Genomic DNA, 13,450 nt, shown 5'->3' with positions numbered 1-13,450 from the left:
TTATATTTTGCAAAATCAAAGTGAATCTCCTCTGGCCAAGAATTCTGTATATTTACTCTTTATGACTCTAATTTTACTTCTTGAAATAGTTATCGGAAAAGGAAAAAAATTTAAATATATAATCATATCTTGAATCGTCTTTATATACTTAAGATTTACTATAATTCCACTATTTGGTTGTAAAAACATATCACTCGAAAGTTTTTCATACACAGAGTACAAAGCCTCTCCATAAACCCTTACCTTTATTTTTTTTGTATAAATTGTTGGTCGCCTATCCTCAAAATAAACACATACAATATCTTCCTCGTAAAGCTTAATATTTCCCATATCTGTATTAAACGATACTTGTATGCGATTTTCAATTACTTCAAGAGTAACTAAAAGTTTTCTTATAACACTGGGTAGCTCTTCTATCATATTATCTTTCAAAATGTAACTATAGACATTTAATCCAAAGGCATCTTTCATATAGTGTTCATACGACGTCAAAAAGATTATGGGGATTTTGTGATTCAGAAATTGCAGTTTCTCCGACAGCTCTATTCCGTTTGTTTCAGGCATTTCTATATCTAATAAAAGAAAAGAAAAATGACTATTAGAATAATCCTCTAAAAGATCTTCGGCAGAATAGTACGACTTCAATTCAAATTTATGAACCGCAAATGAATCATTCAATAGTTTTCTAATAATACTATGAATGCTTGGATTATCATCAACGAGTGCTACTTTAAACACAGATTACCCCTCCCATCACTATTTCATATTACCATAGAATAGTATTTTTTAGATATTTAATAGTTAATTTTAAAATTGCTAATATGCTTAAACATGGCTCTTGATTTCAAAAAAAAAGAAAGCAAATTGCTTTCTCACTTTGCAAATTTATATCAACACCATTCGACTTAGTCAAAAAATAACTCACCGTTTTTTATATCAATTATTTTTTGTTCACCTCTTCGATTATTCTCTAAATCATGGGTAACAAAAAGCAATATCTTATCCTCATCGAGGTAATTGTATATGATATCTAATACTTGTTCACGTGTAATTTGATCTAACGATCCTGTAGGCTCATCCGCAATCACAATCTTCGGTTGATTTACTAACGCACGTGCAATCGCAACACGTTGCCGTTCACCACCTGACAGATACTTCACACGTTTACGACTCATCCCCGCTAAACCTACGCCTTCTAGAGCCGTTTCAATCATCGCTTTGTGCTTACTTTTCTCAATGGTTGAATAAATTAATGGAATTCTGACATTCTCAAAAATTGTTTCATTTTCGACTAAAACAAAATCTTGAAATACATATCCGAATAAACGACTTCTCAATGTTGCTTGCTCTTTTTCTGTTAACGTCTTTCTCTCGATACCATCAATCAGGTACTGCCCCTCATACCCTTTGTCAAGTAACCCAATGATATTCAATAACGTTGATTTTCCAGATCCTGAAGCACCCAAAATCATAATCTGATCTCCAGAACTTATCTTAATCGTAATATCTTTCAATGCTTGTTTTCGTAAACCATCGGTCTCATAGATCCGGTTAACATTTCGCAACTCTAAAATCATACATGATCTCCTCTCAAGTTCTCAAATAAATTTGTTCTTTTCAATGCAATATAGATATAAATGATACTCATCAGCAGAATCAATCCACTTGTAATCAATACAGAGAGAACAATCAATGGTTCTTGTCTTCCAATTGGAAACACAAAGATTCCAGCCAAAACTACCGCAGTTATCATCATCGACAAATAGAACACCAGTTGCCGTATCAAGATATCGCGAAACTTTGCACCATGAAGGACATGAATCGTGAATTCTCTTTGCATCTTATTCAAAAGCCCTTTAAAAATTACTTGGAATGAAAAGACACCCATGAAAAACATAATAATATACAAGGGTATGAGATAATGACGAATAAAGACATGATTTGATGAAACATAGTCATCCATCGCGATGATATACGGACTTATAAATTTAAACTCTTTAATATTTGTATTCACAAAGTCCATGAATGCATCAATACGCTGTCTATCATCCTGGCGTACAATTGTTTGCGATAATAATTCATAAAAGGTACCTGAATCGGATTGTAAAAGAAGATTTATAACTTCATATGCATTGTGTCCCTGATAGACAACTAATATAGAATCTCGTCCTATATCATTAAAAATACTCAAATTATGATTATCATAATTGATTAAATGTACCGGATAGGTCTCGTCGAGAACTTTAATTTCTTTATCAACTGCTTCGTCATATGTGTAAACTTTTACTTCATCAGTATTCAAACTACTTTCAATTTCATCATTAATTAGAGATGGATCCCCAAAAACAAGAAAAACCAATGCATCATTTTCTTCAGAAAGTGTATATGAAATTCGATATGTCATTGCATTTTGATTAAGTATTTCCATATACTTATCAAGATTTTTTTTATCATACTTGAAATCATAGCCTACAGGAACAGCTTTAAATCTAACGGCTTCTTGAGTTTCAATTTGTTCTCTTTCATAATAGTCATAGCGAATTGAATATGCGGTTATTACCGCAACCACATTAAGTGTAACTAAGAAAAAGACGGTTATTATGAAGAAAATTTTATTTTTGTAGACATCCCTAAGTCCATATCGAATATTATCTAACATAATCAGTATCACCTCGCTTATTCTTAATGCTTGTATAAACTCTTTGGTAAGCAATGACATGAATGGAAAGTGTTAGCACGATGTGGAAAATAGAAATAATCAGTAATGATCCATTACTCATAATTAAGTAGCCAAAACTTCGTTGATAATTCGCAAAGAGATATGCAACGGTTAGCTGTAATATTGAAATATAAAACAGTGGCTTTACAAAGCGATGAGCCATACTTTTAAACTGTCCCCCATGTAAATAGTGAATTGAAACTTCCCTTCGCATATTGAAGAAATACCAGTATGACACAATGTAATATAGTATATAAAAAACAAAACTTCCAGTCATAATGACACTAATCAAGCCTTTATTTGGCTGAATTAGTGCTTCAATAACATTAGGAATGTCGCTTGAATCAACGTGGTATCCATTTTGTTTAAGATCACTAACGATTTGACTTACAACACCTTTACCAGATTCTGAATAATAATCTAGATACACGGATTCACCGAGATTATCAAATGAAAATAAATTAACAATTTGTCGTGTCTTGCCATCATTTGAAAGCATACTCTCTGAATCTGTACAATACATAACATCTTCAATGTGATCATTATTAGATAATTTACAATGTTCCATATCGTAAGCTAGATTATCAGATACTATAATTCCAGATTTCGTCGCATTCAAATAGTCACTTGATGAAAAATAACGTGTTTGGCCAAAGAAAATCACTGTATTCCCCATAGCATAGTTCATATTTGGATCATAAATACCAATTGTGGCTTCCTCGTCATAAGCACTGATGATTGTGATATCTTCTTCTGAGTTATATTTTTCAAGAAGTCTAACTGGCACATTGTTAGCACTATTATTGGTTACTTTAATAAAATTAGGTGTCATAAAAAATGGAAGTTTCTCTCTTTTTGCACTTAAATGCACATAACTTAGCATCATTAAAAGTGTTAGAAGAATTAATAAATTTGTAGTACTCATTGCGTATAATCTAATTTTTTTCATAGTATCACCTCTATAAATGGAAGACATGTGTAATCACTTTTAAAATACTTTTTTTAGGTCTATTCTAATCCAGTTAATTTGGTTTCAACGCTCCAAGGTTTGGGATCACCCGGCTGCACTCCACGGTTAATAAGATTAATATTCCAAAGTGCTTTAGTTTTACCATTTATCGGATTAAGAGAATCCTTTACGGTTATACTTGCCTTACGTTGTGTACCATCGTTTTTCCCTGTTGAATATACTGTTTTAGGGTGATTTGAATACCCTGATAATGTCCCTCCTAAAAAATTCGGAGCTTGATAGGTAATCCGACTAAAACTTGGATATGCCCAGTTGTTTTCATCGATACGAATCCAATCTGCACCCTTAACGGAAACATTTCCTACATATTCCCATATATTCGGATGAGTGCTTTCCACGTATGTGGTGCTTGTATATTGTTTTAGCATTACGGCACTTACATTTAAAGTAAACGTTGCTAGCAATACGCTTGTTACCACAATTTTGTATAATTTTTTCATTACTCATCCTATTTTTATTACACATGTCAACCTTGATTCTATTATAAGTTTCAAGCATCTAATCTCAACAAATTACGAATAAGTTGATTTTTAATTGATTAAATTGTAAATTCTACAGCAAGAATTCTTTGTGATATAAGATAGCATTTAAATTTATGCTGCTTAATTTGACCATTAATACATTGTTTAAAGCACAAAGGAGTAATAACGAACATTTTTATTAAATTAGTATTCGTTTGACAAAATGGTGTCTAAGAAATTCGTTGTACAATTACTAAACCTTTTAATAGGCTTTGCTTGTATACGGAGTCTTTCATAAAAATATTGCTACCTAATTCTATATATATAGCTTATAGTAACTGTTTAATCAAGCTAGAAGCAACTTTAACATTTATCAGTTACTTGAAATCATTCGTGGATTATAATCAGATTTATGATAAACGGTACGGAGTTTCCATTTAAGCAAAGTTCATTTGAATATATGACACTTTGGGCTATTATACTTGAAGGCCACTCATAACAATTAAATGTTCTTTATAGTTGCCTCCAGGGTTTAAAGGAGTTTTTTTTGCATTCTAAATGTTAGAGCACCACCCTGTTTCAAATCAAATACAGATTACAGAAACAGGAGGAATATCAATATGAATGATACATATGTGATCTACATTATAAACCAAGCAGTTAACGTTAGCGAAGAAGTTTATAGAGAATATTGGAAAAGCATTGAACATGAACGCTATCTTACCAAACAAATCCGCAACACCTGGGTTTACCTAGACCATCTTTTTGATGAGTACGAAAGTAACACACTTGAAATAAAACTATTAGAAGATTTAGACCCCACAAGAAACGAGGCACTTAAAATGGAACGATACGAAGCACTTTATAAAGCAATTAACACCCTTACCGATGATGAAAAAGATTTACTCATTGCGATATACTACCACGATTTAAGTGATCGCGAGTATGCAAAAACAAAGAATATGAGTCAGACCACTATAAGCAAAAGACATCGCTCAATGTTGCTCAAATAAAAAAAAGTTTTTAGAAATTTAGCAAAAAAGGTGCTCAAAACGCTCTGAGATTCCTTATCACTATAGAGGGGTTGATTTTAATCCTCCTCTTCTCACATAAAAATGTGGGATGTTCTTTGAAAATTGTATAGCCATTATTAGTGACTTTATCTATCACACAAGCAACCTTCATTAGTGCGCCATGACCTTAAGAAAACTAGAGAGCGATGAAACTGGATGATGAAATAGGTTTGATACCCTATCTTGCGGTGACTGTGATAGTGATAATTATACGCCACTTATGGACGTTCGAGCGTGATAAGACCGTCGCAAGCCAAGTAAGTGTTTCCTTGATTGGGAATGGTGAGACTCTAGCGAAGCAGCGAATCCAAACTGTGCCTAATAGTGCTACGAAGATGATTCCTTCGTAGATTCGAATTAACCAAAATTAAAATTTTAATAATCAAATGTTTTCTAATATTTGATTTGATAACAGATTGAGTGATTCAGTACTTTTTTCATGCTGAATCATTCTCTTGTGTTATTAAGTCATGTTCTGATAGATATGTTAAGAGAACTGTGGTAGTGTCTGTGTTACAAAAGAAAGTTAAGGTGAGAACATGCAGACACACAAATTACAGCACAATGAAAATGTAGCCTGTCTATTGTATTTGTCAACTGAATAATGGTCCAAATCTCAATTGAAAACTGGTCCACTACCGTTTGTCATTCTTTGCTCTTTAGCCAAGCAATTGTTTCTTCAACACGATAACTCTCTCCACTCATATTTAATAGATGTGATTTATAGGTTAAGCGGTCGACTAGAGCAGTTGTTAGAATGGGGTCTTTGAATATTTCTTCCCATCTATCGAACATTAAATTTGTTGTAATAATCATAGAGCCCACTGTTATTCTATTTGAGATTAGATTGAATAGAATTTCACTTCCTTCTTTATCAAATGATACATAGCCGAGTTCATCAAGAATTACTAGATCAAATTTTTCAAACTTCTTTTTGTATTGCGTAATTTGATTTTTTGACATAGCTTCTTTTAACTCTATAATTAGATTAGGAACGCTGATAAATAGCACTTTTTTATTTTCTAGACAAGCTTTGATTCCAAGTGCGGTCGCATAATGTGTTTTTCCCATTCCAGGATTACTCATTAAGATAATGTTTTCTTTATTTTCTATAAAGTTCAATGTTTCCAGTTCTTTAAACTTTCGTTTTAATTCTGAATTAAATTTTACAGTCGTAAAATCCTCCAATGTCTTGTTTTGAGGAAATCGAGCAGCACGAATGCGTTGTTTTATTCCGTTGTCACGACGATTGTTTCGTTCGCAATAAAGCAGTTCGTTAAGAAATTCTTGAAAATCCAATCCTTTGTGTTTCGCTTCCTGTATTGCTGCTTCATAGTGTGTTTTTATGAATGAAAGTTTTAATTCTTTTGACAATTGTTCAATTGTTTCCATTAATTTATCTCCTAGTGCATTAATTGGCTTATTTTCTTAAGTTGTTTACGTGATTGTTCTTGTATGCTGTCATCATACTCAACGGTGTCAATTGTATTTGAAACCAACCGATACTTTAAAGCATCTTTGAGCGTTTTATACGTTTCATTCCTGTTTTCTTGAAGAATTTCTATGAACTCTTTAGTTCTTGTTTTATAATGATTATGGTAGATGTTATAAAGCTCAGGATGTTGTTTTAGGACAAGTGAATTCTTTACAGATCCCGGCTTAGTCATCATTGTATTCAGATAGTGGTCCAACACAAGCTGATATTGATGATGACCATCTATCTTTTTATGTTCGTACACAAATGTGTGATTTGAATAGATGCGTATCGAATTTACGGTGTTTTTGACCGTAACTCTTTTGTGTTGGAGATAGTCTGGGACTGAATAAAAATTATTTTCAACGTGTATACAACCATACTTGTCAACACTATATACTTCGATATCAGCGAATTCATAAGGAATTCTGTAAGGTTGAAGTTCTTTCTTTTCATCTTCGATTGAACTCTTTATATTGATTTCATCAAGAGTCTGTTCAAGATGAACACATGCCTCTTCAAATGTTTCAAACTTATAGTCCTTTGCGAATACACGATTTCGAATTACCTTAACACTGTTTTCTACACTTCCTTTTTCATGACCACTTCGTATATTAGTCAGGTTAATTTCAAAATTATAATAGAGTGCCAGTTTGAGGCAATCATCATTAATTTCTTTTTCATAAGGCGTTATAAAGCGCTTCACGACGTTTCTCATATTGTCATATACAACTTCACCCCAAGAGCCTTTAGAATGCTCAAAGAAGCGAACATGTGCATCTATGAATACTTGTTTGCGTTGGTTTGGATATAAATATGCATACCGATATCCGCTTGCTGGTGATGAGAAAACAGCGAGATAATATGTTCTTGGTTCACCATTAATTAAAAGCTTTACTTCTCCAAAGTCAAACTCTAACCGCTCACCATATCGATAATCTTGTCGAATAAATGTTTCTCGTGAAGCTTGAATTTCATGCACAAAATTTCGTATGGTTGTCTGACCAATATCATGTCCCTCGCTTTTGATAATTTCAAAAATTTGAGTGACTGTTAACTTTTGCTTATGATGTCTTCCTAGTAACATATCTTTATCTTTTTCTGAATCCATAATTTCAATGATGCGTGCTTGAATTTCTTGCGTTAACTTGCGCTTACCTCGTTTGCTTGCATCATAGTGACGGTCCCCAACAATTTGATCAATGACTTCTACTTTTCTTTCGTCTGATAAATCATGATTATCAATCAATTGTATTTGACATTTATTATATTCCTGAAGATACCGTGCGACCGTCTTTCGGTCTATACCCAATTCAAGGGCAATCTTTCTGTTGGACCATCCTTTCTTTTTTAATGTGATAATTGAATATTTGCTCATTTGTGATATCACCTCTTTCACCTCCAAAAGCATTATCACACACTTCTGAAGTTATAAAAATAGTGGACCAGTTTTCAATTGAGAATTGGCCCACTTTTAGATTAACAAATACATCTATTCAAGATTCATTGTAAATATTTAAAATAAAGCCAATTGATGTTTTACTCAGTTGGCTTTTTATATACATAATTCTTAAGTAATTCAGAACAAAATAACTCAACACAGTCAAAAATTATAAAGGAGAGTAAGAAAATGTCAAATAAGATTATGTACGCCAACACACCAAGCTTTACAGGAAGACATGTTCCTATTGAAGAGATCGCAAAAGCAACTAGTAGATCCAGAGCATTCTTAAGAGAAGGATTAAAACAAGGTTTCTTAAAATTTGGATATGCCTGTAAAAAAAATGATTCTCAGGTGTTCAGTTTCTACTGTCCCGATAAACTTGTCTGGGAAGAACTTGGATACTTCAACGATAAACCAGAAGGAGGAAATAAATTATGACACGTGTGTTACCTAAAGGATTTGGTGGTGTTGCTAAACAACCAGGCAATCGTACCAATCCTTATATATGGTTCGTATAAAAGTTGGTACTACAGTAAATAAAGAAAAAGGTACAGCTTATCCCAAATACAAGATTATTGGCTGTACTAAGACAAAAAAAGATGGAATATCAGTTGTGAGAGAAGTGTCATTATTTCACGAATGAGAACTTTGCTACCTTTTTGCTACCATTTTGCTACTTTATAGACCTTTCCCAACCTATCTCAAACATCAAAAAACCCACTGAATAGTGGGTTTTGAGTACAAAACATGTAATAAAAAATTAACGTTTTGAGTATTGTGGAGCACGACGCGCACCACGAAGTCCGTATTTTTTACGTTCTTTCGCACGTGGATCACGTGTCAAGAAGCCTGCAGCTTTTAAAGCTGGGCGATAGTCTACTGATACTTCAAGTAATGCACGAGAAATACCGTGACGGATTGCACCAGCTTGGCCAGTTAATCCACCACCATAGACATTTACATTTACATCAAATTGATCTGCTGTTGAGGTTACTTCAAATGGTGAACGTACATCCATACGTAACAATTCATTTGGAAGATGCTCATCAATCGGTTTGTGATTGATTGTGATTACACCTGAGCCAGGAGTTAAGTAAACACGAGCAACAGATGTCTTACGACGTCCTGTACCGTAGTACGATAAAGTTTTTTTCTTGCTTGCCATAGTTCCTCCTAACCTTTAACAACCAATTCTTTTGGTTGTTGCGCAGCATGTGGATGCTCAGCGCCTGTGTATACAAATAAGTGCTTACGTTGTTTGTCACCCAATTTTGTGTGTGGGATCATACCGTGGATTGCACGTTCAACCCATTCAACAGTGTAGCTTTCACGCATAACACGTGTTGAACGCTTACGTACACCACCTGCATAACCAGAGTAGTTGTAATAGAATTTTTTGAATTCTTGATCACCTGTTACTTTGATCTTATCAGCGTTAATTACGATTACATAATCACCAGCATCAACGTTTGGTGTAAATGTAGGTTTGTGCTTACCGCGTAGTACAGTTGCAACTTCAGTAGCAAGACGTCCTAAAGTCTTGTCAGTTCCATCGACAACATACCACTCGCGCACTACCTCGCTTGGCTTCGTCATAGTTGTTTGACGCATATCTTTTCCTCCTAAACCAATGTAGTTTCCGGGGCTACAATTGGCATAAAGTGCCGTCTATAATTCTATGCTGTTTACGTCTAGATGTCAAGTAAAATCACTTGAAAGCGAAAATTAACCCTCGCTTGATTTCATGATGAACTTCATAGGAAGAATTACGTCCCTAATTCACACGTTCACTCACCGTTTACTTCAATTTCATTGTTTGTTTTATACCTTCCCGGATTGGCTGCTTTTCCTTATTTTTATTTTAATGGGACGAGTACATTAAAAAACGGTATAATAAGGGGAGCGAAGGAGTAATTTATGGTGTTTAAAGAACAAGAAATAAAACATGTAGTATCAAAAAGTAGGAATTATATAAAAATTGGACAGTATATGAACACAGTAGATTCTTTTCATATCGATCACAATCCAATTCGTAACAGTTACTCACTGAATGCCGCAATTGATTATCACGGATATCCCTATGAAGTTGAGTTGCAGTGGAATAATTTTGGTAAAGTCACTTATTATGATTGTGACTGTTATTATTGCACCTCAGATAGTGCGTGTGCTCATGTAGGTGCTGTCATGCGCCTTGTTAATGCAGCAAACCCACACACCTTCCCGTTTCATTGGGAAAGCAATCGTCGTGAGATGTTTGAAGCACACATAAAACAACTGCGCATGCAAAGCATGGTGAATGCTTCGGACGTTTTTCTAAACCAACAAAAAAATGTGCTCAAAGATATACGTCGTGTTGAAGCCAAGTCCATTAAACTTGAACCTATTGTCGAACAAGTCTACGCTGATGCAATTTATCTTCGAATCAAGATTGGTGAAAATCGCATGTATTTCATCAAGAATATCTCAGAATTTATTAAGGATGTCGCGTCAAACTCATTTCATAAATATGGTAAAGATTTCTCAACTTCTCATCATGAGTCAGCCTTTGATGTAGATTCACTTAAAATCTTGAACTTGATGCAGGTCTGTACCCTCACAAATGATGAGCACTCAAGAAGAGTAAATGAAATTGAAATCAATGCGAAAACCATTGATTTATTCTTTGATACATTGTGTGACATGAATGCTCTGGATGGATTGGCGTTTGAAACGGTTGATTTATTCGATAATCCCCTTCAACTTCAATTAAGTGTAGATGGTGAGTATATTCAAGTTGAACTTGCGAATGAGTCATATTTTATGGTCGGACAAAAAAATCTATACGCGATGGTACATGGGGATGATACTAAGTACCGCTGCATACGCATGGACACCCACAATAACCCAAATGTTGGCGTGCTCTATTCTAGACTTGCTTCCAATCCACTGGTTTTCAGAAAAGAGGACTTCTCTGATTTTGACCGATATATATTAAACAATGTAAGTCAGTACTTTAAGGTGAATACCTCAGGGGTGATTCAACGGGTTGAATTGGATAATCGCATTGATATATTTGGGGATATCAATGAAGAAGGGGTCGCAGTTTTTAATGTGAAAGCCTATCATAATGACACATTGCTTAATGAAACGTTCACTTCTAAGAAATCATCCAGTGTTGCCTTTGAATACGTTCTTGATATCTTTAATGAATATGATGGAATCCTTGATTCAACAAAGAAAATCACATCCTTTGATCTTGAAAAAAAGAAGACCAATGGATTTCTTCAAGATGGCCTTGAACAACTCAAGCAGTTTTCAAATGTATATGTGTCTGAAAGCTTAAAACGCTTGAGCCTTCGTAAAGCAAATCCAATCCGTTTGGGGATTACTTTTTCAAACGATTTGTTGGGTATTGATTTAGAGCACGACATAATTCCTAAAGATGAAATTAAAGATGTTCTTAACGCCTATAAGCGTAAGAAGAAGTTTTATCGCCTTAAAAATGGTGAGCTGGTTGCCTTGTTGGATGAAGACTTACACGATGCACAAGAACTATTAGAAAAGACTGGGAATTCTGCCAATGATTTAGAAGAAGGGAATGTTCATGTCAATCCGTATCGTGTGTTTATGCTTGATGCACTTGCATCGCAGTATGGTATTGAGACCTCAACACCTTTCAAAAAACATTTGGATGCACTTCAAATTGTGAATCAGACGCAATTCAATGTCCCAGATACCATTAACGCAAGTTTACGTCCATACCAAGTCGAAGGCTATCGTTGGCTAAAGATGTTGGAACATTATGGATTTGGTGGGATTCTCGCAGATGATATGGGCTTAGGAAAAACCCTTCAAATGATCTGCTATTTCGCTAGTAATACCGGTGATAAACCACATTTTGTAATTTGCCCTTCTTCAGTATTACTGAATTGGGAACAGGAAATTTTGAAGTTTTCGCCACATCTAAAACCTTGTATCATTCATGGTTCTAAGAAACAACGTGATGTGTTGATTGATTCGATTGGAGATTATGATGTTGTTGTGACATCCTATGATTACTTAAAACGTGATATTGAACGCTTAAAAGAACTTGAGTTTCAAACCGTCGTATTGGACGAAGCACAATACATTAAAAATGCAAATTCAAAAAATTCTAAGTGTGTCAAACTGTTGAATGCAAAACAGCGATTTGCACTCACAGGTACCCCTATTGAAAACAGCCTTGCTGAGCTATGGTCAATCTTTGATTTTCTCATGCCTGAATACCTTTACAAGTATAAATATTTCAAGGATCACTTCGAATCACCAATTGTCAGAGAACAAAACAAAGAAGTCAGTGTTCAACTCAAGCAAATGGTCAAACCGTTTATCCTTCGGCGTCTTAAAACAGAAGTATTGTCGGATCTACCGGATAAAACAGAGATTGATATGCTCATTGAGTTTAGTGATGAAGAGCGTAAATTGTACTATGCGAACTTGGCACAGGTTAATGAAGAACTTCAAATATTGGGTAAGGTTGAGAAAACCAGTGATATAGAAGTGTTAGCACTGTTAACACGGTTAAGACGGATTTGTTGTGAACCACGAACCATATACGAAAACATCACGCATCGTTCCAGTAAACTTGAAGCGGTTGTTTCCTTTATTCAAGATTTAAAAGAAGATGGAAAACAAGTTTTACTCTTTTCAAGTTTCACGTCCGTGCTTGATTTTATTGCGGAAGCATTAAATCATCACCATATTAGTTACCATACCTTGGATGGTCGTGTGAATAAAGTAGACCGTCAAACAAGGGTGCAATCCTTCCAAAATGGAGAAGTGGATGTTTTCTTGATTTCCTTACGCGCTGGCGGTACTGGGATTAACCTAACCAACGCAGAAGTGGTCATTCATTTTGACCCATGGTGGAATATCTCAGCACAAAATCAAGCAACAGATCGTGCGTATCGTTTTGGACAAACAAAGAATGTCCTTGTTTATCGATTTATTATGAAAGATAGCATTGAAGAAAAAATTCAGTTGCTTCAATCGCGTAAGAAACAACTCTCGGATACCTTTGTGGAAGATTCGGATGGTTCAGTGGTTACAATGACAAAATCAGAAATCCTCTCCTTATTCGCATCGGACCAGATACCTATTTAGAAAAGACCCAAAATATCTCATCAAAAACCAACCGATTTTATAGTACCTAGGTTGGTTTTTAAGTATATTGGCAAAAACAATATTACCAAATTTAATAAACTATAATTTACTGATTTTATTTTTAATCT

The 13,450-nt window shown here is 34.5% G+C and carries 12 protein-coding genes; 3 read left to right on the top strand and 9 right to left on the bottom strand.

Annotated elements, in window-relative coordinates; translation table 11 throughout:
• Positions 1-15 precede the first annotated feature (15 nt).
• From AOC36_RS03605 to AOC36_RS03585, 5 genes are all read right to left on the bottom strand, one after another.
• The gene (locus tag AOC36_RS03605; protein WP_067631528.1) at positions 16-738 is read right to left on the bottom strand and encodes a LytR/AlgR family response regulator transcription factor; all 723 of its coding nucleotides are present in this window, start codon (positions 736-738) and stop codon (positions 16-18) included.
• Positions 739-905: 167 nt separating this feature from the next.
• Positions 906-1,577, bottom strand: coding sequence for an ABC transporter ATP-binding protein (locus AOC36_RS03600; protein WP_078055069.1), 672 nt, complete (start codon positions 1,575-1,577; stop codon positions 906-908).
• A complete protein-coding gene (locus AOC36_RS03595; protein ID WP_067631526.1) occupies positions 1,574-2,659 on the bottom strand; it encodes a hypothetical protein in 1,086 nt (361 codons plus the stop codon). The genes AOC36_RS03600 and AOC36_RS03595 overlap by 4 nt, the downstream gene beginning before the upstream one ends.
• On the bottom strand, positions 2,649-3,668 hold the full coding sequence (locus AOC36_RS03590; RefSeq protein WP_067631524.1) for a hypothetical protein: 1,020 nt from the start codon (positions 3,666-3,668) through the stop codon (positions 2,649-2,651). The genes AOC36_RS03595 and AOC36_RS03590 overlap by 11 nt, the downstream gene beginning before the upstream one ends.
• A gap of 59 nt (positions 3,669-3,727) precedes the next feature.
• Complete coding sequence (locus AOC36_RS03585; protein ID WP_067631522.1) at positions 3,728-4,189, bottom strand: hypothetical protein; 462 nt, start codon at positions 4,187-4,189, stop codon at positions 3,728-3,730.
• 641 nt (positions 4,190-4,830) lie between these two features.
• Between AOC36_RS03585 and AOC36_RS03580 the strand changes: the two genes are divergently transcribed.
• Positions 4,831-5,223 carry a sigma-70 RNA polymerase sigma factor region 4 domain-containing protein gene (locus AOC36_RS03580; protein WP_067631520.1) on the top strand — a complete coding sequence of 131 codons (393 nt, stop codon included), beginning with the start codon at positions 4,831-4,833 and terminating at the stop codon, positions 5,221-5,223.
• Between the two features lie 705 nt (positions 5,224-5,928).
• Here AOC36_RS03580 and istB read toward each other — a convergent pair.
• Both istB and istA read right to left on the bottom strand, forming a co-directional pair.
• Positions 5,929-6,675 carry an IS21-like element helper ATPase IstB gene (gene istB / locus AOC36_RS03570; protein WP_067630339.1) on the bottom strand — a complete coding sequence of 249 codons (747 nt, stop codon included), beginning with the start codon at positions 6,673-6,675 and terminating at the stop codon, positions 5,929-5,931.
• A gap of 11 nt (positions 6,676-6,686) precedes the next feature.
• On the bottom strand, positions 6,687-8,135 hold the full coding sequence (gene istA / locus AOC36_RS03565; protein WP_157777120.1) for an IS21 family transposase: 1,449 nt from the start codon (positions 8,133-8,135) through the stop codon (positions 6,687-6,689).
• Positions 8,136-8,387: 252 nt separating this feature from the next.
• Here istA and AOC36_RS03560 point away from each other — a divergent pair, with 252 nt between their 5' ends.
• On the top strand, positions 8,388-8,639 hold the full coding sequence (locus AOC36_RS03560) for a hypothetical protein (RefSeq protein ID WP_067631516.1): 252 nt from the start codon (positions 8,388-8,390) through the stop codon (positions 8,637-8,639).
• Positions 8,640-8,961: 322 nt separating this feature from the next.
• On the opposite strand, the gene rpsI is transcribed toward AOC36_RS03560, so the two are convergent.
• Positions 8,962-9,366, bottom strand: a complete 405-nt coding sequence (gene rpsI, locus AOC36_RS03555; protein WP_067631514.1) for a 30S ribosomal protein S9 — start codon at positions 9,364-9,366, stop codon at positions 8,962-8,964.
• An 8-nt stretch (positions 9,367-9,374) separates the two neighbouring features.
• The gene (gene rplM, locus AOC36_RS03550; protein ID WP_067631512.1) at positions 9,375-9,812 is read right to left on the bottom strand and encodes a 50S ribosomal protein L13; all 438 of its coding nucleotides are present in this window, start codon (positions 9,810-9,812) and stop codon (positions 9,375-9,377) included.
• Between the two features lie 306 nt (positions 9,813-10,118).
• Between rplM and AOC36_RS03545 the strand changes: the two genes are divergently transcribed.
• The gene (locus AOC36_RS03545) at positions 10,119-13,322 is read left to right on the top strand and encodes a DEAD/DEAH box helicase (RefSeq protein ID WP_067631510.1); all 3,204 of its coding nucleotides are present in this window, start codon (positions 10,119-10,121) and stop codon (positions 13,320-13,322) included.
• Positions 13,323-13,450 lie beyond the last annotated feature (128 nt).

This window comes from Erysipelothrix larvae (assembly GCF_001545095.1).
Classification (GTDB): Bacteria; Bacillota_I; Bacilli_A; order Erysipelotrichales; family Erysipelotrichaceae; genus Erysipelothrix; species Erysipelothrix larvae.
This window is presented reverse-complemented; position numbering and strand designations above follow the sequence as displayed.